This window comes from Amycolatopsis sp. NBC_01480 (genome assembly GCF_036227205.1).
In the GTDB taxonomy this organism is placed as follows: domain Bacteria; phylum Actinomycetota; class Actinomycetes; order Mycobacteriales; family Pseudonocardiaceae; genus Amycolatopsis.
This window is the reverse complement of record NZ_CP109442.1, coordinates 9,296,559-9,313,536: the sequence shown is the minus strand read 5'-3', so window position 1 is coordinate 9,313,536 and position 16,978 is coordinate 9,296,559. Positions and strand designations below refer to the sequence as shown.

The 16,978-nt window shown below is 72.1% G+C and carries 18 protein-coding genes; 13 read left to right on the top strand and 5 right to left on the bottom strand.

Annotated features, from left to right (window positions below):
• Window positions 1-2 precede the first annotated feature (2 nt).
• Window positions 3-2,201, top strand: a complete 2,199-nt coding sequence (locus tag OG371_RS43405) for a tetratricopeptide repeat protein (protein ID WP_329062953.1) — start codon at window positions 3-5, stop codon at window positions 2,199-2,201.
• A gap of 9 nt (window positions 2,202-2,210) precedes the next feature.
• On the opposite strand, the gene OG371_RS43400 is transcribed toward OG371_RS43405, so the two are convergent.
• A complete protein-coding gene (locus OG371_RS43400) occupies window positions 2,211-2,846 on the bottom strand; it encodes an MBL fold metallo-hydrolase (protein ID WP_329062951.1) in 636 nt (211 codons plus the stop codon).
• 145 nt (window positions 2,847-2,991) lie between these two features.
• Between OG371_RS43400 and OG371_RS43395 the strand changes: the two genes are divergently transcribed.
• The 5 genes from OG371_RS43395 to OG371_RS43375 all read left to right on the top strand — a co-directional run bounded on the left by OG371_RS43395 (window position 2,992) and on the right by OG371_RS43375 (window position 7,627).
• Window positions 2,992-3,456 (top strand): MarR family winged helix-turn-helix transcriptional regulator, encoded by a 465-nt coding sequence (locus tag OG371_RS43395; RefSeq protein WP_329062949.1) that lies wholly within the window; start codon window positions 2,992-2,994, stop codon window positions 3,454-3,456.
• A 149-nt stretch (window positions 3,457-3,605) separates the two neighbouring features.
• Complete coding sequence (locus tag OG371_RS43390; RefSeq protein WP_329062947.1) at window positions 3,606-3,752, top strand: hypothetical protein; 147 nt, start codon at window positions 3,606-3,608, stop codon at window positions 3,750-3,752.
• An 82-nt stretch (window positions 3,753-3,834) separates the two neighbouring features.
• Window positions 3,835-5,052, top strand: coding sequence for a threonine synthase (locus OG371_RS43385; RefSeq protein ID WP_329062945.1), 1,218 nt, complete (start codon window positions 3,835-3,837; stop codon window positions 5,050-5,052).
• Between the two features lie 42 nt (window positions 5,053-5,094).
• Window positions 5,095-5,745 carry a GntR family transcriptional regulator gene (locus OG371_RS43380; RefSeq protein ID WP_329062943.1) on the top strand — a complete coding sequence of 217 codons (651 nt, stop codon included), beginning with the start codon at window positions 5,095-5,097 and terminating at the stop codon, window positions 5,743-5,745.
• Between the two features lie 229 nt (window positions 5,746-5,974).
• Window positions 5,975-7,627 carry a glutamate--tRNA ligase gene (locus OG371_RS43375; protein ID WP_329062942.1) on the top strand — a complete coding sequence of 551 codons (1,653 nt, stop codon included), beginning with the start codon at window positions 5,975-5,977 and terminating at the stop codon, window positions 7,625-7,627.
• 7 nt (window positions 7,628-7,634) lie between these two features.
• Here the strand turns inward: OG371_RS43375 and OG371_RS43370 are convergent, their stop codons facing one another.
• Window positions 7,635-8,318 carry a nitroreductase family protein gene (locus OG371_RS43370; RefSeq protein ID WP_442876050.1) on the bottom strand — a complete coding sequence of 228 codons (684 nt, stop codon included), beginning with the start codon at window positions 8,316-8,318 and terminating at the stop codon, window positions 7,635-7,637.
• A 72-nt stretch (window positions 8,319-8,390) separates the two neighbouring features.
• Here OG371_RS43370 and OG371_RS43365 point away from each other — a divergent pair, with 72 nt between their 5' ends.
• On the top strand, window positions 8,391-9,371 hold the full coding sequence (locus OG371_RS43365) for a LysR family transcriptional regulator (protein WP_329062939.1): 981 nt from the start codon (window positions 8,391-8,393) through the stop codon (window positions 9,369-9,371).
• On the opposite strand, the gene OG371_RS43360 is transcribed toward OG371_RS43365, so the two are convergent.
• Window positions 9,298-10,731 (bottom strand): MFS transporter, encoded by a 1,434-nt coding sequence (locus OG371_RS43360; protein WP_329062937.1) that lies wholly within the window; start codon window positions 10,729-10,731, stop codon window positions 9,298-9,300. The genes OG371_RS43365 and OG371_RS43360 overlap by 74 nt on opposite strands.
• A gap of 192 nt (window positions 10,732-10,923) precedes the next feature.
• Here OG371_RS43360 and OG371_RS43355 point away from each other — a divergent pair, with 192 nt between their 5' ends.
• The 3 genes from OG371_RS43355 (at window position 10,924) to OG371_RS43345 (ending at window position 13,089) form a co-directional block, all read left to right on the top strand.
• A complete protein-coding gene (locus OG371_RS43355) occupies window positions 10,924-11,607 on the top strand; it encodes a TetR/AcrR family transcriptional regulator (RefSeq protein ID WP_442876049.1) in 684 nt (227 codons plus the stop codon).
• Window positions 11,604-11,804 carry a ferredoxin gene (locus OG371_RS43350; RefSeq protein WP_329062935.1) on the top strand — a complete coding sequence of 67 codons (201 nt, stop codon included), beginning with the start codon at window positions 11,604-11,606 and terminating at the stop codon, window positions 11,802-11,804. The genes OG371_RS43355 and OG371_RS43350 overlap by 4 nt, the downstream gene beginning before the upstream one ends.
• A gap of 61 nt (window positions 11,805-11,865) precedes the next feature.
• Window positions 11,866-13,089, top strand: a complete 1,224-nt coding sequence (locus OG371_RS43345) for a cytochrome P450 (RefSeq protein ID WP_329062933.1) — start codon at window positions 11,866-11,868, stop codon at window positions 13,087-13,089.
• A 154-nt stretch (window positions 13,090-13,243) separates the two neighbouring features.
• Here the strand turns inward: OG371_RS43345 and OG371_RS43340 are convergent, their stop codons facing one another.
• A complete protein-coding gene (locus tag OG371_RS43340) occupies window positions 13,244-14,026 on the bottom strand; it encodes an IclR family transcriptional regulator (protein ID WP_329062932.1) in 783 nt (260 codons plus the stop codon).
• A 165-nt stretch (window positions 14,027-14,191) separates the two neighbouring features.
• Between OG371_RS43340 and OG371_RS43335 the strand changes: the two genes are divergently transcribed.
• Together OG371_RS43335 and OG371_RS43330 are read left to right on the top strand one after the other, a co-directional pair.
• Window positions 14,192-14,905 carry a CoA transferase subunit A gene (locus tag OG371_RS43335; RefSeq protein ID WP_329073416.1) on the top strand — a complete coding sequence of 238 codons (714 nt, stop codon included), beginning with the start codon at window positions 14,192-14,194 and terminating at the stop codon, window positions 14,903-14,905.
• A gap of 2 nt (window positions 14,906-14,907) precedes the next feature.
• Entirely contained in the window at window positions 14,908-15,555 is a 648-nt protein-coding gene (locus OG371_RS43330) for a CoA transferase subunit B (protein ID WP_329062931.1), read from the top strand.
• Here the strand turns inward: OG371_RS43330 and OG371_RS43325 are convergent.
• A complete protein-coding gene (locus OG371_RS43325; RefSeq protein WP_329062930.1) occupies window positions 15,527-15,802 on the bottom strand; it encodes an ANTAR domain-containing protein in 276 nt (91 codons plus the stop codon). The genes OG371_RS43330 and OG371_RS43325 overlap by 29 nt on opposite strands.
• Window positions 15,803-15,946: 144 nt before the next feature.
• On the opposite strand from OG371_RS43325, the gene ligD reads away from it, so the two are divergent.
• A complete protein-coding gene (ligD, locus tag OG371_RS43320; RefSeq protein WP_329062928.1) occupies window positions 15,947-16,942 on the top strand; it encodes a non-homologous end-joining DNA ligase in 996 nt (331 codons plus the stop codon).
• Window positions 16,943-16,978 lie beyond the last annotated feature (36 nt).

The window sequence follows — 16,978 nt, the reverse complement described above, 5'->3', positions numbered from 1 at the left end:
GGATGCGGGAGGATCACGGTATGGCTGACTTTGGCACAGAATTGAGGCGCCGTCGTATGTCGGCTGGAATTTCACTCACCGCTTTCGCGGCCGCTGTTCATTTCACCAAGGGCTATCTGAGCAAGGTGGAGACGGGCAAGGCGCGCGTCAATCGGGAATTGGCCAAGGCCTGCGATCGCGCGCTTGACGCCCACGGCGAGCTGCTCGCGGTGTTCGCCGACCGCGCGGTCGCGCGCCGTAGCGCCGGCGGCATCGTCGGGCTGCCGGACGGTGGCCGGCTCTTCGTCGGCCGCGAGGCCGAGCTGGCGGAGCTGGCCGCGCGGCTGCGCGACCCGGGGAACGGGCGGGCCGGCGTGGTGCACGGCATGGCGGGCTCGGGCAAGACCGCGCTGGCCGTCGCCGCCGCGCGCGCCGCACTGCCTGCGTTCCCCGACGGCTGCCTTTTCTTCGATTTCCACGGCCACACCCCCGGAGCCGAAGCGCTTTCCGCAGTCGAAGGCCTGCGACGGCTGGTGAGTCTGCTCGGCATCGCGCCAGCACAGGTGCCCTCGGACGAGGACGGCCTGGCGAACCTGGTGCGCGACCAATTGCGCGAACGCCGGCTCCTGCTGGTGCTCGACAACGTCCGGACCGCGGACCAGGTGCGCGCCGTGATCCCCGGCGACACCGCCTCGCGCGTGCTCGTGACCAGCCGCGGAAGGCTCCCCGCGCTCGACGACGCCTGGCACTTCCCCGTCGACGTGCTGCCACGGCGCGACGCGGTCGCCCTGCTGCGCTCCATCGCCGGCGACCGGGACGCCGGTGACGACGCCGTCGCGGGCGAGATCGCCGACTACTGCGGCCGGCTCCCGCTCGCCGTCCGCATCGCCGCCGCGCGGTTCGTGGCGGGCGGCTGGACCGCGGCCCGGCTGCGCGACCGGCTGGCCGGCGAGGACACCCGGCTCGGCGCGCTGGACGACGGGGAACGCAGCGTCGCCACGGCCTTCGCCGTTTCCTGCGCGGCCCTGCCCGAGGATCAGCGGCGGCTGTTCGGGCTGCTCGCGCTGCACCCGGCCGCCGCCGCGGAGGGCACGTCCGTCGAGGCGCTGGCCGGGCTCGGCGCCGGCGAGACGGACCGGCTGCTCGACCGGCTCCACGACGCGCACCTGGTGGTCCGCGATGAGGACGGGTACGTCGAAGTGCACGACCTGATGCGGACGTTCGCCCTGCGGCGCGTGCTCCCGGAGATCGCGGAAGCCGACCGCCAGGCGGCGGTGTCGCGGCTGCTCGAACACGTCGTGGGAACGGTCTTCGCCGCGGACGAGCTGACCGAGCCCCACCGCTTCCGGCCCGCGACCGGCGCGGCGCGGCCGTCGAGACTGCCCTTCGCGGACGCGGACGGCGCGCTGGCCTGGCTCGGCGCCCAATGGCCGGTGCTGGCCGACGTCGTGGCGCTCGCCGCGGACCACGGGCTGGGGCGGCGCTGCTGGCAGCTGGCGTTCATGCTCCGTGGTTTCTTCTTCCGCGAGAAGCTGTTCGAGCCGTGGATCCGCACACATCGGCGGGCGCTGGAGGCCGCCGACGGGCCCGGCGCGCAGGGCCTGATCCTGAACAACCTGGGCATGGCCTACGTCGAGTCCGGCGATGCCGCCGAGGCGATCCGCTGCCACCGGCTGGCCCAGGAGCGCTTCGCCGAGGCGCACGACGAGCGCGGACTGGTCGACGCGTTGTCCAGCCTCGCCTGGGCCCGGCTGTACGCGGGCGAGCCGGAGCCCGCGCTGGCCGACCTGAGACAGGTGCTCGAGGTCTACCGCCGCACCGGCCGCACCCGCAACGTCGTGATCGCCTTGCGGGGCATCGCGTACGCGTCCTCGGAGCTGGGCCGGCACGACGAAGCCGTTGCCTCGGCCGGGGAGGCGAACGACCTCGCCCAGCTCCCGGTGGACCAGGCGATGTCGGCCAACTGCCTGGCGTGGATGTGTTTCCGCGCCGGGCAGACGGATGCCGCCGAGCGCGGATACACCGCCGCGGCCGAGATCGCCGACCAGGCCGGCAGCGATTACGAGCGGGCACGGGCACTGCTCGGCCGGGGCAACGTCGCCGCGCGCCGGGGCGACCGCGAGGCCGCCGACCGCTGGTGGGCCGAGGCGGCGGCCTACCGCGTGAAGCTCGACCCGGCGGTGCTGGGGGAGGCCCGGATCCGGCTGGAGTCGCGCGTCTGAGCGTGGAGTTCAGACCATGACGCTCTCTCCGATCCCGAGCACCGTCAGCGGCACGCCGGTCAGCTCGCCGGTGAACTGGGCGAACGAGGCGGCGTCGATCTCGCTCAGTGTGAGGTCGTGGATCCGGATGGAGCGCGACGGCCGGGCGGCCCGCACGAAGTCGACGCCCTCGCCGACCTTGGTCCACGGTCCGGCCGCCGGCACGAGCAGCGTTTCGACCGCCGCGTCGGGCACGAAGTAGGAGTCGCCGGGATGGTAGACGTTGCCGTCGATCAGGTACGCGACGTTGCCCATGGGCGGGAGGTCGGCGTGGACGGCCGCGTGGCGCTCCCCGAAGACGGCCACGGTGAATCCCGCGGCCTCGAAACGGTCGCCCGCGGCGACTGCCACGACCCGGCCGTCGTGCGAGTCGAGCATTTCCACCACGTTCTGCGGTGCCCACACGCGCAGTGACGGCTGAGCGTCGAGCGCGGCCTGCAGCACGGCGGCGTCGAAGTGGTCGGGGTGGTCGTGCGTGACGAGCACGGCCGTGGTGGCGCCGACGAGTGCCGCGGATTCGGGCGTGTACGTCCCCGGGTCGAGCACGAGGGTGGTGCCGTCCTTGGTGAGGACGACGGTGGCATGAGTGTGTTTCGTGAGTTTCACGGGGACCTTCCGGGACGAGGCCGTCACTTGACTGGGCAAGTCAAAGGTAGCTCTGATGAGTTGCCCAGTCAAGTGCATCGCGTGGCCGGCCGAGTTGCCCGGTCAAGTAAGGTCGGGCCATTCAGCAGGAAAGGCGGTGGGTGTGATGGCCCGGCCGGAAGACCGTCAGACGTGGGACGCGTTCAACCGCGTCCTGGTCTGGCTGCCCGTGGCCCTCGACGACCAGCTGCACCGCGACGCCGGGTTGTCGCTGTTCGAGTACGGCGTCCTGTGGGCGCTGTCCGAAGCACCCGAGCGCACCCTGCGGATGGGCGAGCTGGCGAAGGTGGCCAATGCCTCACTGTCCAAACTGTCCCGGGCGATCAGCCGCCTGGAACGCCACGGCTGGGTGCGGCGCACCCCGGACCCCGCCGACGGGCGCTACACCCTGGCCATCCTCAGCGACGCCGGCGCGGACAAGGTGGCCGAGGCGACCCCCGGTCACGTCGACGCCGTCAACCGGGTCTTCTTCGACCGGCTCACCCAGGCCCAGATCCGGCAGCTGGGCCAGATCAGCGACCGCATCCTCGGCGCCGTCCGGACCGAAAGCGACCGCCTGCCCGGATCGTGACTCGCCCCGGCAGGACTGTTGCCCGGCGTAAGGGGAAACAGGAAACCCATTGTCCGGCCACGGCGGCCGGCGCACCCTGGTTGTAGGGGAAATTCCCTTCCGTGCCAACGGAAACCGCAGTTCGCGGGACTACCACGAGGAGTCCGTTCATGAGGATCATCTGCCCTGTCTCGTCGCTTGTCCGGCTGGCTCTGTGGCTAGGCGGGATCGCGTTGCTGGCCGGGGTGGTGCTGGCCGCGCCGCCGTCCTCGGCGTCGGGAACCGCGCCGCCCGTTTCGCAGTCCAGCTCCCGGTAAGCCGTCCACGATGTGGTCCGGCGTTGACCCCGGCGGCGTTTTGGATCCAAACTGGGCGGGACTTTCCCGAACTGGAGGCGGCATGACGTTCTCGTTCCTCAGTCATCTGGAGTGCTCGCGGACCGGGGAGCGCTACGAAGCCGACGAGGTGGCCGGGACGTCCGCGGCCGGCGCGCCACTGCTGGCGCGGTACGACCTGGAGCGGGTGCGCGAGACCGTGACGCCGGCCGAGATCGCGGCGCGCGAGCCGAATCTGTGGCGCTACCACGAAGTCCTGCCGGTGCGCCGCCCCGAGCACGTGGTGACGCTCGGGGAGGGCATGACGCCGCTGCTGCCGACGCCCGCGTACGGCAAGCAGGCCGGCGTGCCCCGGCTGCTGATGAAGGACGAGGGGCTGGTCCCGACCGGCTCGTTCAAGGCCCGTGGCGCCGCGGTCGGCGTCTCGCGGGCGCTGGAGCTGGGCGTGCGCGGCGTCGCGATGCCGACGAACGGCAACGCGGGCGCGGCCTGGGCGCTCTACGCCGCGCGGGCCGGGATGCGGAGCCTGATCGCGATGCCCGACGACGCGCCCGCGATCACCATGAAGGAGTGCCTGGCCAGCGGCGCCGAGCTGTACCGAGTGGACGGTCTGATCGGCGACGCCGGCAAGCTCGTCCACGCCGCGGTCGCCGAGCGCGGCGGCTACCAGGAAGTCTCCACGCTCAAGGAGCCGTACCGGCTCGAGGGCAAGAAGACGATGGGCTACGAGATCGCCGAACAGCTCGGCTGGCGGATGCCGGACGTGCTGCTGTACCCGACCGGCGGCGGCGTCGGCCTGATCGGGATCCACAAAGCGTTGCTGGAGCTCAAGGAACTGGGCTGGCTCTCCGGTGATCTGCCGCGCCTGGTCGCCGTGCAGGCCACGGGCTGCGCGCCGATCGTCGAGGCTTTTGCCCGTGGCGCCAGGGAAAGCGAGCCGTTCCCGGACGCCAAGACGGTCGCCTTCGGCATCACCGTGCCCAAGGCGCTCGGCGATTTCCTGGTCCTGGACGCGATCTACGCGACCGGCGGCACTGCCGTCGCCGTCACCGACGAGGATCTGCTGGCCGCGCAGCGACGGCTCGCCGGGCTGGAGGGCGCGTTCATCTGCCCCGAGGGCGCGGCCTGTTTCGCGGCCGTCGACCAGCTTCGCGAGTCCGGCTGGCTGGACGGCGGCGAGGAGGTCGTGGTGCTCAACACCGGGGCCGGGATCAAGTACCCCGAGACGATCGACGTCGACGTGCCGCTGCTGGCCAAGGACGGCGCCATCCCGCCGGCCTGAGACCGGGATTGGATCTGATCGCCGGGAGGAGGCGCGAGACGGATGGACGCTCCCGAAGCGGGCAGCCTGGTCCGCGCGGCGTACGCGGCGGTTCGAGAAGCAGTGCTGACGCGCGAGCTGAGGCCCGGCGAACGCGTCACCGTGCGGCCGCTGAGCGAGCGGCTCGGCATCTCGCCGACGCCGGTGAAGGCCGCGCTGGCGATCCTGGAACGCGAGGGTTTCCTGGTTTCCCGGCCGCATTCGGGCTACTTCGTCGCCGAGCTGACCGTCGCGGACCTGCGTGACCTCTACGAGCTGCGCTCCGCCGTGGACACCCTCGCCGCCCGCGACCTCGCCCGCAGCCGGCCGCCGGAGCTGCTGGCCCGGCTCGGCGAGCTGCTCGACGGCCAGCGGATCGCGCTGGAAGACGGCGACATCGGCCGTTACGCCGAGCTGGACCGCGAGTTCCACGCGCTGATCTGGCAGGCCTCGCCGAACCGTCGTCTCCTGGCGATCGCCGACCTGCTCGGCGCGCAGTTGCAGCTCGGGCAGAACGTGACCGTCTCCGTGCCCGGCCGTCCGGAGGCCAGCCTCGGCGAGCATCGGGAGATCCTCGACGCCCTGCGTTCCGGTGACACCGCGGCCGCCGAGCAGGCCACCCGGCGGCACCTGGCGCAGGTGATCCGGGCGCTGGAAACCGCACTGCCGCAGTGACCCCGGCGTGCTCTGAAGGCCACCTTGAGGGCATGTCGGACCCTGAAGGTGGCCTTCAGAGCCGAGGGCGGCCGGAAGGCGAGCCGGGCGGCCGGAGTGGGGCGAGTGGGCGGCCGGAGTGGGCGGCCGGGCGGCTGACGGTGCCCGGACGGCCGCCGACCGGCGGAGATAGGCTGATGGGCGTTCCCCCGCCCTGCCCGACCGAGAGCCGCCCGGAGTGCCGACGCCCATGCTGGACCGAGCCGTCATCGATGCCCTGTTCCCCGCGGACCTGCCCGAGCCCGAGCACTGGGAGCAGCGCTACCCGGCGCGGCCGCTGGCCGACGGCGCGAAGGTGACGCGGTTCGGCCCGTCGCCGACCGGGTTCGTGCACATCGGCGGCATCTACACCGCCACCATCGACCAGGACGTGGCGCGCCGCTCCGACGGCCGGTACCTGGTGCGGGTCGAGGACACCGACCAGTCGCGCGAGGTCGAGGGCGCCGTGGAGCAGTTCGAGCGCGGCTTCGCCTACTTCCGCCTGGCCGCCGACGAGGACATCGCCCGCGGCGGCGACTACGGGCCGTACCAGCAGTCGGCGCGCGAGGAGATCTACCTCAGCTACGTCCGGCACCTGCTGCGCGAGGGCCGCGCGTACATCGACTTCGCCACCAAGGACGAGCTGGCGTCGATCACCTCCCGCCAGCAGGCGACCAAGCTGCCCACCGGCTACTACGGCTCGTGGGCCCTCTGGCGCGACGCCGAGCCGGCCGACGTGCAGGCCAAGCTCGACGCCGGCGAGCCGTGGGTGGTGCGCTTCCGCGCGCCCGACGACACCGGCGCCCGGGTGCGGTTCACCGACGCCATCCGCGGCACGATCGAGGCCGAGGCCAACCGCAACGACGTGGTGATCCTCAAGAGCTCCGAGCAGAGCCCGCGGCTGCCGACCTACCACTTCGCGCACGCGGTCGACGACCACCTGATGCGCGTCAACCTGGTCATCCGCGGCGACGAGTGGATCTCCTCGGTGCCGGTGCACCAGCAGCTGTTCGACGCGCTGGGCTTCGAGCCGATCACCTACGCGCACATCGCCCCGCTGATGAAGCAGGAGGGCGGCAGCAAGCGCAAGCTGTCCAAGCGCAAGGACCCGGAGGCGTCGGTCGACTTCTACATCGAGTCCGGCTACCCGGCCGACGCGGTCCTGTACTACCTGCGCGGGCTCGCGAACGGTCGTCTCGCCGAGCTGCCGCTGGAGCAGGCGCTGGCCGAGCCGATCCGGCTGGAGGAGTGCGGCGTCGCCGGTCCGCTGGTCGACCTGGTCAAGCTCGACGACATCGCCGCCGACCACATCGCCACCCTGTCCGGGCAGGACATCCTCGACGCCGTGCGCGCGTGGGCCGGGCAGTTCGACCCCGAGCTGCTCGCGGTGCTGGACGCCGAGCCGGAGCTGGCGCTGCGCGCGCTGGCCGTCGAGCGTGAAGGGGCGGAGAACCCGCGCAAGGACCTCAAGCGGTGGGGCGAGTTCCGTGCCGTGTATGGGTTCTTCTTCCCGCAGCTGCACGCGGCCGTGACCGGGCCGGACGACGAGCGGATCACCGCGCTCGGCGTCGCGCCCGAGGTGGTGCGCGCGGTCGCCGCCGACTTCGTCGCGAACTACCAGCAGCTCGACGACGGGCAGGAGTGGTTCCAGCAGATCCGCGACGTCGCGGCCAAGCACGGTTTCGCCCGCAACGCCAAGGAGTTCAAGAAGGACCCGGACGCGTTCCCCGGCTCGATCCGTGAGGCTTCGCAGATCATCCGGATCGCGATCACCGGCTCCACCCGCAGCCCCGACCTGCACTCCATCACCCAGGCCCTGGGCCAGGAGGAGACGCTGCGGCGGTTCGCGGCCCTGACCGCGTAACCCGGTCTCACGCCTCGCCGACGACGACCAGCGCTTCGGACAGCGGTTTGCGCCGCAGGTCCGGCACTTCGCAGTCGTCGGCGGGGTGGCCGACCGGGAACAGGATGAACGGCCGCTCGGTGGCCGGGCGGCCGAACAGCCCGGTCAGGAACGCCATCGGGCTGGGCGTGTGGGTGAGCGTGGCCAGGCCCATCGTGTGCAGGGCCGTGATGAACAGGCCGCAGGCGATGCCGACGCTCTCGGAGACGTAGTAGTTCTTGCGCAGCCCGCCGTCCGGCCGCGGGGTGCTCTTCTGCGCGAAGGCCACCACCAGCCACGGTGCGACTTCCAGGAATTCCTTGTCCTCATTGGTTTCCAGCGGGGCGAGCGCGTGGTGCCACTGCGGGGCGGAGCGCTCGCGGTAGAACCGGCGCTCCTCTTCCTCGGCGCCTGCCCGAACCTGGCGCTTGAGCGCGGGATCCCTTGTGGCGGCGAAGGTCCACGGCTGGTGGTGGGCCCCGCTCGGCGCCGTGTTGGCGACGCGCACGGCGGTCTGGATCGCGGCCAGCGGCACGGGCTCGGGGGAGAACCACCGCACCGAACGGCGGGCGTCGAGGTGCTCGTGCAGCTCCCGGCCGCGCCGCAGCCCTTCGCCGTCCGAAAGGCGTTGCGGCGAGTAGGGGACGAAGGGGTGGCTGTGGGTTCTGGGCACGTCCTCGACACTCGCACGCGTCCGGCGCATTGGTCCAGTTCGGAAAACTCGGCCGGCCCATAAGCTCGGCTCATGAGTCTTCCCCCGGTTTCGCTCCGCCAGCTCGAATACCTGGTCGCCATCGCGGAGACCGGCGGGATGACCGCGGCGGCGGCGCGCTGCCACGTCTCGCAGTCCGCCGTCTCGCTGGCGGTCGCGGAGCTGGAACGGGTGCTGGACGCCGGGCTGGTCATCCGCGGCCCGCGTCGCGGCACCGCGCTGACGCCCGCGGGACGGCAGGTCGTCGCCGAGGCGCGGGCGGTGCTCGGCGCCGTCACCGAGCTGACCGCGGGGGCCCGGCGCCTCGGCCGCGAGCCGGCGGGGCGGCTGCGCATCGGCTGTTACGCGCCGATCGCGGCCCTGCACCTGCCCGCCGCGATCGCCGCCTTCCGCGCCGAACAGCCCGGGGTGGCGGTGGAGTTCGTCGAGGGGACCTTGGCGGAACTGCAAGCACAACTGCTCGACGGCACGTGCGAGCTGGCCTTCCTGTACCGGCAGGATTTGGTGCCAGGGATCGAAATGGCCGTGCTGCACGACCGGCCGCCGGCCGTCCTGCTGCCCGCCGGGCACCGGCTCGGCCGGCGGAAGTCCGTGGCACTGCGCGATCTCGCGGACGAGCCGCTGATCCTGCTCGACGTGCCGCCCAGCACCCGGTACTTCCGCTCGGTGTTCGACGCGGCCGGGGTCGAGATGCGGGTGGCGCACCGCGCGGGCAGCTTCGAGCTGGCCCGCGCGATGGTCGCGCGCGGGCTGGGTTATTCGCTCGCCGTGCAGCGCCCGCCGGTCGACGTCTCGGTGGAGGGCCTGCCCCTGCACGTCCTCCCGATCCGCGACCGTGTGCCGACCACGCCCGTGGTGCTGGGCTGGGCCGCGGGCGCCCGCCTGACCCGGCGCGCGGAGGCGTTCCTGGACTGCTGCCGCACCCTGTTCGGCAGCGGGGTCAGTTCAACGCCACCGCCGGAACCTGGGCCGCGGCGGCCGGTGAAGGCGTCCGGCGCGGCACGAAGGAAATGATGGCCAGCGCCAGCAGTGCGGACGCGGCGCCGATCGCCATCACCAGGCGGAAACCGCTCTGTGACGGGAAAATCGCGCCGCCGGCGGTGATCGTCAGCTGGGCCAGCACCACCCCGGACACCGCGCTGGAGACCGACGTGCCGATCGACCGCATCAGCGTGTTGAGGCTGTTGGCGGCCGCGGTTTCGGACACCGGGACCGCGCCCATCACCAGCGCCGGCATCGATCCGTAGGCCAGTCCGATGCCCGCGCCGATGACGCTGGACACGAGCACCAGGTGCCAGGTTTCGGTCATCAGCACGATGTTCACCCCGTACCCGAGCGCCACGACAAAAGCGCCCAGCATCAACGTCGTCCGCGGCCCGCGGGCGCGGGAGATGCGCGCGGACAGCGGTGCTACCGCCATCATCACCAGCCCCGAAGGTGCCATCACCAAACCGACGGCCAGCATCGACTGGCCCAGGCCGTAACCGGTCGACGCGGGCAGCTGCAGCAACTGCGGGAGCACCAGCGACATCGCGAACATCGCGAAGCCGAACACCGCGGATGCCAGGTTGGTCAGCAGCACCTGCCGCCGCGCGCTGGTGCGCAGGTCGACCAGCGGCTGCCGGGCGCGCAGCTCCCAGCGGCCCCAGACCAGCAGCACCGCCAGCGCGCCGGCGAACAGGCCGATCGTCAGCGGGCTGCCCCAGCCCCAGTCCGCGCCCTGCGAGATGCCCAGCAGCAGGCCGACCAGCGCGACCGACAGCCCGGCCGCGCCGGCCAGGTCGAACCGGCCGCCGGTGCGGACCCGCGATTCCGGCACGATCGTTGCCACCAGTGCCAGCGCGACGGCGCCGAGCCCGGCCGAGACCCAGAACAGCAGGTGCCAGTCCGCGCGTTCGGCCAGCAATGCCGCAGCGGGCAGGCCGAGCGCGCCGCCGACGCCGAGCGAAGCGCTCATCAACGCGGTCGCCGAGCCCAGCCGTTCGGCCGGCAATTCGTCGCGCATGATGCTGATGCCCAGCGGGATCACGCCCGCGGCCAGTCCTTGCAGGGCGCGGCCGGCGACCATCGGGACCAGGGAGTCGCTCATCGCGCCGACCGCCGAGCCCGCCACCAGCAGGACCAGGCTGGCCAGTAGCAGGCGCCGTTTGCCGTACATGTCGCCCAGACGGCCCATGGTCGGCGTGGCCACGGCGCCCGCGAGCAGGGTCGCGGTGATCGCCCAGGTGGTGTCGGACGGCGAGGCGTGCAGCAGCCGGGGGAGCTGGGGGATCAGCGGGATCACCAGCGTCTGCATCAGCGACACCACGATCCCGGCGAAGGCCAGCACCGCGACGACCAGGTTCGGCCGGCGGGCGGCGGCGGGCTCGGGCATGGGAAGGCCTCCGGGAGGTCGGGGAGTACGTCGGAGAGTGCTCTGCCAACTTAAGTCAACTGCTTGACTTAAGCTAGCAGAGCCGGTTGACTGATCACGAACTCGAGGCCGGGATGGAGGAGGACACACGGTGGAGCGGACCGAGGAGTCGCGCCGGAACCTCACCGCCGGCGGACCGCGAGAGCGGCGAGGGTGACCGTGCGCCTGAAAGTCGCGGAGCGCTCCGGGCCGACGCGTGAGCTGATTCTGGAGACGGCCGAGCGGCTGTTCGCCGAGCACGGCATGTACGCGGTTTCGAACCGGCAGATCAGCGAGGCCGCCGGGCAGGGCAACAACGCCGCGGTCGGCTACCACTTCGGCACCAAGGCCGACCTGGTGCGCGCGATCGCGCACAAGCACAGCGGGCCGATCGAACGGCGGCGCGCCCGGATGGCCGACGCGCTGGACGGCTCGGCCCCGGTGCGCGACTGGCTGGCCTGCCTGGTGCGCCCGGTCACCGATCACCTGGACGCGCTGCCGGCGCCGACCTGGTTCGCGCGGTTCGGCGCGCAGGTGATGACCGACCCGGCGTTGCGGGTGATCATGGTCGAGGAAAGCCTTGGCGCGCCGGCGATGCACCGGGTCCTGCGCGGGCTCAAGGGATGCCTGCCCGAGCTGCCGCCGCAGGTGTGGGCCGAGCGCGCCGGCATGACCCGTCAGCTGATGGTGCACATGTGGGCCGAGCGGGAGCGCGCGCTCGCCGAGGGCGCCCCGACCGTGCGCGGCAGCTGGCCCGACGCCGGCACCGGACTGATCAACGCGCTGGCCGGCTTGTGGCTGGCCCCGTCGACACCCGCCCGTGGTGGTGTGGAAACCGAAGGAGAGAAACAACGATGAAGGTCACTGTCGACGAAGACCGGTGCTGCGGCGCGGGCACCTGTGTGCTGCTCGTCCCGGAGGTGTTCGACCAGCGGGAGGACGACGGCGTCGTGGTGCTGCTCGAAGCGGCGCCGGCCGAGGGGTTCCACGCCGCGGTCCGCGAGGCCGCGAACGTCTGCCCGGCGGCGGCGATCACCGTCGCCGAAACCGCGTGAGCCGTCTCGCAACCGTCCACAAAGGTCATACCAGGTCCGCGAAACCCCTTGGGAGCACACGATGACCAGCACGGTCGACACGAGCCCGGCCGAGGTGCCGGACTTCCCGATGGAGCGGGCGGCGGGCCGTCCGTTCGACCCGCCGCCTGCCGCGCGGGCCAAGCAGGAGGAGTCCGCGCTCACGCGGGTCCGGCTCTGGGACGGCAGCACCCCGTGGCTGGTGACCCGGTACGCCGAGCAGCGGGCGCTGCTGTCCGACTCGCGGGTGAGCGCCGATATCGCCACGCCCGGCTACCCGAGCCCGGCGCCGCTGCCCAAGGACGGCGGCTCCCGGATCAGCTTCATCCTGATGGACGACCCGGAGCACAATCGCCTGCGCCGCATGGTGACCGCGCCGTTTTCGATGCGGCGGGTCGCGGCGATGCGCCCGGCCATCCAGCAGATCGTCGACGACCGGATCGACGAGCTGCTGGCCGGTCCCCGGCCGGTGGACCTGGTCGAGGCGTTCGCGCTGCCGGTGCCCTCGCTGGTGATCTGCGAGCTGCTCGGGGTGCCCTACAGCGACCACGATTTCTTCCAGGAGAACAGCAAGGTGATCGTCCGGCGCGCCGCCAGCCACGAAGAGCGGATGGCGGGCCACGCGGCGCTTTCCGGCTATCTGGAACGGCTGGTGGGTGAGAAGGAGGCAAACCCGGCTGACGATCTGCTGTCCGGGCTGGCCGTCCGGGTGACCGCGGGGGAGCTGACCCGCGCCGAGGCGGCACAGATGGGCGTGCTGCTGCTCATCGCGGGCCACGAGACCACCGCGAACATGATCGCGCTCGGCACGCTCGCGCTGCTGGAGCACCCGGACCAGCTGGCGCTGCTGCGCTCGTCCGACGATCCGAAGCTGGTCGCCTCGGCCACCGAGGAACTGTTGCGGTACCTGAACATCACGCACAACGGCCGGCGCCGCGCGGTGGTCGAGGACATCGAGGTCGGCGGCGAGGTCGTCCGTGCCGGCGAGGGCCTGATCCTGGCCAACGACATCGCCAACCGCGACACGAGCGTCTTCGAAGACCCGGACCGCCTCGACATCACCCGCGACGCCCACCGCCATGTGGCCTTCGGCTTCGGCGTGCACCAATGCCTCGGCCAGCAACTCGCGCGGCTGGAGCTGCAGATCGTGTACAGCACGCTCTACCGCCGCATCCCGACGCTGGCGTTGGCGGGGGATCTCGCGGATATCCCGTTCAAGCACGACGGGTCGGTGTATGGGGTGTATGAGCTTCCGGTGACTTGGTGAGCTGAGGACCCGCTCTGTCTGTTGTGGACGGAGCGGGTCTCAGTGTTGTGGCAGGGCTTCGTGGAGTTGGTTGGCGTGGGCCGTCGTCCAGACCAGGGGTGGGCAGACCTTCAGCACATCCCCGCCGGGGCCGGTGAGAAGTGACGTCTTCACGTCAAGGCCGGGGCTCGTGCCGTAGGGCGGTGGTCAGTGCGTGGGCCTCCTTCAGCAGCAGCTCGCCCAGCTGCGCGCGCCGGTCTTCGCGGAAACGGGACTCGACGCCGGTCAGCGTCAGCGCCCACGCCGGCTCGCCGCCCGGGCCGAACACCGCCGCGGCCATGCCCCAGCTGCCCTCGACGACCAGGCCGGGATTGACGGCATACCCCAGCTCACGGGTCTGGGCGATCCGGCCGCGCACGGCGTCGGCCGAGTGCCTCGGGCCCCAGCGCGCGGTGAGATCGGTGCTACCCAGGTAGGCGTCGATCTCGCGGTCCGGCAGCAGGGCCAGCACGACGAGCCCCGCCGAAACCACGCCGAGGGGGAACCGCGCGCCCTCGTAAAGCACGAAGGAGCGGATCGGGAAGTCGCCGTCCTCGCGCAGCAGACAGACCGTCTCGTCGCCGCGGCGGGCGGAGAAGAACGCGCTCTCGCCGGTGGCCGTGGCGAGCCGGTGCACGCTCTCCCGCGCGCGCTGCGTCACGTCGTAGCGCGCCGCGGCCGCCTCTCCGAGCAGGTACAGCTCCGGGCCCAGGTGCCAGCGGCCGCTGCGCCGGTCCCGGTCGGCGAAGCCCTCGTCGAGCAGCGCCACGAGCAGCCGGTGGGCGGTGGGCCGGGCGAGGCCGGTGGCCCGCGCGACGCCGGAGGTCGACACGCCGACGTCCGCGCTGGTCGAGAGCGCGCGCAGGACGGCCGCGGCCCGGCCGATCAGGTGGGGAGGCGGCCGGCGGGGAGAGGTCATACGGTGGATCCTACGTCCACTCAGTGAACACCTGCGATTTTCGCGTCCGCCTGCCGAAAAGATGCACGCCCGACGGTTTCCCCTGCTTGAACTCCCGGCCGGGGCGGACTTGACTCGGGTCCGTTGCTCGGTCAGTGGACGCTCAAAGGAGAGAACGTGCCCCAAATGTTCGACGACGCCCGCGAAGCGCTGGCCGGCGCGCTGCGGGACGGCATCACGCTGGCGGTCGGCGGCTTCGGCCTGTGCGGCATCCCGTCCGACCTGATCGAGGCGGTCCGCGACTCGGGCGTGCGGGACCTGACGGTCGTCTCGAACAACATGGGCGTGGACGGCCTCGGTCTCGGGCTGCTGCTGGAGAACCACCAGGTGCGCAAGGTGATCGCGTCCTACGTGGGGGAGAACAAGCTGTTCGCGCGCCAGTACCTGGACGGCGAGGTGGAGGTCGAGTTCGCGCCGCAGGGCACGCTCGCCGAGCGGATGCGGGCCGGCGGCGCCGGGATCGCGGCGTTCTACACCCGCACCGGCGTCGGCACGCCGGTCGCCGAGGGCAAGCCGCACGAGGAGTTCGACGGCCGGGTCCACGTGCTGGAGCGCGCGATCATCGCCGACGTCGCGCTGGTGCACGCGCACACCGCGGACCGCGCGGGCAACCTCGTCTACCGGTACACCGCGCGGAACTTCAACCCGCTCGTGGCCACCTGCGGCCAGGTCACCGTGGTCGAGACCGAGGTGCTGCTCGACGAGGGCGAGTACGTCGACCCGGACCTGGTGATCACCCCCGGCGTCTACGTCAACCGGCTGCTGCCGGCCCGCGCCCGGGCCAAGGAAATCGAGAAGCGGACGGTGCGCCCGCGCCCGGCCGCCGGAACGGAGGCGTGACGATGGGCTGGAGCCGTGACGAGATGGCGGCCGTCGCCGCGCGCGAGCTGCGCGACGGGGACTACGTGAACCTGGGCATCGGGATCCCGACCCTGGTCGCCAACCACCTGCCGGACGGCGTCCGGGTCACCCTGCAGAGCGAGAACGGCATCCTCGGCCTCGGCCCGTTCCCGTTCGAGGGCGAGGAGGACGCGGACCTGATCAACGCCGGCAAGCAGACGGTCACCGTGCTGCCGGGCGGGAGTTACTTCGACTCCGCCACCTCGTTCGCGATGATCCGCGGCGGCCACGTGGACGTCGCCGTGCTCGGCGCGCTGCAGGTCGCGGCCAACGGCGACCTGGCCAACTGGACCGTGCCCGGCGCGCTGGTCAAGGGCATGGGCGGGGCGATGGACCTGGTCGCGGGCACCAAGCGGATCGTCGTGCTGACCGACCACGTGGCCAAGGACGGCAGCCCGAAGATTGTCGAATCCTGCACGCTGCCGCTGACCGGGGCCGGAGTGGTCGACCGGATCATCACCGACCTCGCCGTGCTCGACGTAACCCCGGACGGCCTGCTCCTGGTGGAGCTGGCGCCGGGCGTCACGGCCGGCGAGGTTCAGGAGAAGACCGGCGCGCCGATCACGATCCCGGAGTCCGCGAGCCGTTGAGCCAGGCCTGCCCGGCATCGAGCTCGTCCTGAAGGTGCCGGGCACGGGCCTCGACCTCGTTGACCAGCGCGAGGGCGACGGCGTGGACCGTGGCGCCGCTGTCGTGCGCCGCGGTCTGCAGGACGGCGAGCGCGCCGGCCGCGGTGCAGTCCCGCCGGGCCATCAGAATGCCTCTGGCCTGCTCGACCACCAGGTCCGAGCGCGGCTCGGCGGGCCGTTCGGCGGCAGTGGCTTCGGCCAGCTCCATGGCGTGGTCTCCTTGCGTCTGCTCACAGATCCGGTTGGAGGTACCCCCGATCCCGCGAAATGAAGCTGCGCCATTCGCGGGAGCCGTCCCGGGCGCGGAACACCGCCGTCCGGCCTACGGTGGGGTCGGCGGAAGGAGCCCGCGATGGCCGGTGGGGACCGGGTGCCGGACGGCATCGAGCCGATGCTGGCCACCCCCGACCGGGGCCGGCTGCCGGACGAGGAGAAGTACGCGTACGAGTGGAAGTGGGACGGCTACCGGGCCGTCATGCGGATCGCGCCGGACGGCACCACGGTGCTCACCAGCCGCAACCGCACCGACTTCACCCCGCGTTATCCCGAGCTGACCGGCGCTTTCGGCGACGCGCTCGGCGGCCGGGCCGCGGTGCTGGACGGGGAGATCGTCGCGCTGGACGAGTCCGGCCGGCCGGACTTCGGGCTGCTGCAGAACCACGGCACCAGCGGCCGCACGGTCGCCTACTTCGCCTTCGACGTCCTGCAGCTCGGCACCGAGAAGCTGCTCGGCGAGACGTACGACGAGCGGCGGAAGGTCCTGGCCGGGCTCGAACCGCCGGACCCCCGGCTGATCGTGATCACGCCGTCCTACTCGCATGCCGCACTGGCGGCGGACGGGACCGGCCCGCAGGACCTGCTGGACGTCGCGGCGGAGCGCGGCCTCGAAGGGCTGGTGGCCAAGGACCGGCGGTCGAAGTACCACCCCGGCCGGCGCAGCCCGGACTGGCTGAAGCACCCGCTGATCCGGACGCTGGAGGTGATCGTCGGCGGCTGGCGCCCCGGCCAGGGCAACCGCGAGGGCACCATCGGCGCGCTGCTGCTCGGCGCGCACGCCCCCGACTCCGGCGACCTGCTCTACATCGGCGACGTCGGCACCGGCTTCACCCGAGACACACTCGCCGACCTCCAGTCGAAGCTGAATCCGTTGGAGCGCAAGACAAGCCCCTTCGCGAACGAAGTCCCGCGCGACCGCGCCCGCGACGCGCGCTGGGTGACGCCGAAGCTGGTCGGCGAAGTCGTCTACCGCCAGTTCACCCCGGGTGAGCGCCGCCTCCGTCACACCGCCTGGCGCGGCTGGCGGCCGGACAAGGCACCGGCGGACGTCGAAATCCCGCCGTCGCAGTGACGGGGGAGTGTCCCGTGTGGACATCGGGGAGCGGTG

Bases quoted from the DNA above. Each gene is read 5' to 3' on its own strand.
- OG371_RS43380 (WP_329062943.1), top strand. From the start codon at position 5,095: ATGGACGCTCCCGAAGCGGGCAGCCTGGTCCGCGCGGCGTACGCGGCG.
- OG371_RS43360 (WP_329062937.1), bottom strand. From the start codon at position 10,731: ATGCCCGAGCCCGCCGCCGCCCGCCGGCCGAACCTGGTCGTCGCGGTG.
- OG371_RS43325 (WP_329062930.1), bottom strand. From the start codon at position 15,802: ATGGAGCTGGCCGAAGCCACTGCCGCCGAACGGCCCGCCGAGCCGCGC.
- OG371_RS43385 (WP_329062945.1), top strand. From the start codon at position 3,835: ATGACGTTCTCGTTCCTCAGTCATCTGGAGTGCTCGCGGACCGGGGAG.
- OG371_RS43390 (WP_329062947.1), top strand. From the start codon at position 3,606: ATGAGGATCATCTGCCCTGTCTCGTCGCTTGTCCGGCTGGCTCTGTGG.
- OG371_RS43405 (WP_329062953.1), top strand. From the start codon at position 3: ATGCGGGAGGATCACGGTATGGCTGACTTTGGCACAGAATTGAGGCGC.
- OG371_RS43350 (WP_329062935.1), top strand. From the start codon at position 11,604: ATGAAGGTCACTGTCGACGAAGACCGGTGCTGCGGCGCGGGCACCTGT.
- OG371_RS43375 (WP_329062942.1), top strand. From the start codon at position 5,975: ATGCTGGACCGAGCCGTCATCGATGCCCTGTTCCCCGCGGACCTGCCC.
- OG371_RS43330 (WP_329062931.1), top strand. From the start codon at position 14,908: ATGGGCTGGAGCCGTGACGAGATGGCGGCCGTCGCCGCGCGCGAGCTG.
- OG371_RS43395 (WP_329062949.1), top strand. From the start codon at position 2,992: ATGGCCCGGCCGGAAGACCGTCAGACGTGGGACGCGTTCAACCGCGTC.
- ligD (WP_329062928.1), top strand. From the start codon at position 15,947: ATGGCCGGTGGGGACCGGGTGCCGGACGGCATCGAGCCGATGCTGGCC.
- OG371_RS43335 (WP_329073416.1), top strand. From the start codon at position 14,192: ATGTTCGACGACGCCCGCGAAGCGCTGGCCGGCGCGCTGCGGGACGGC.
- OG371_RS43340 (WP_329062932.1), bottom strand. From the start codon at position 14,026: ATGACCTCTCCCCGCCGGCCGCCTCCCCACCTGATCGGCCGGGCCGCG.
- OG371_RS43365 (WP_329062939.1), top strand. From the start codon at position 8,391: ATGAGTCTTCCCCCGGTTTCGCTCCGCCAGCTCGAATACCTGGTCGCC.
- OG371_RS43345 (WP_329062933.1), top strand. From the start codon at position 11,866: ATGACCAGCACGGTCGACACGAGCCCGGCCGAGGTGCCGGACTTCCCG.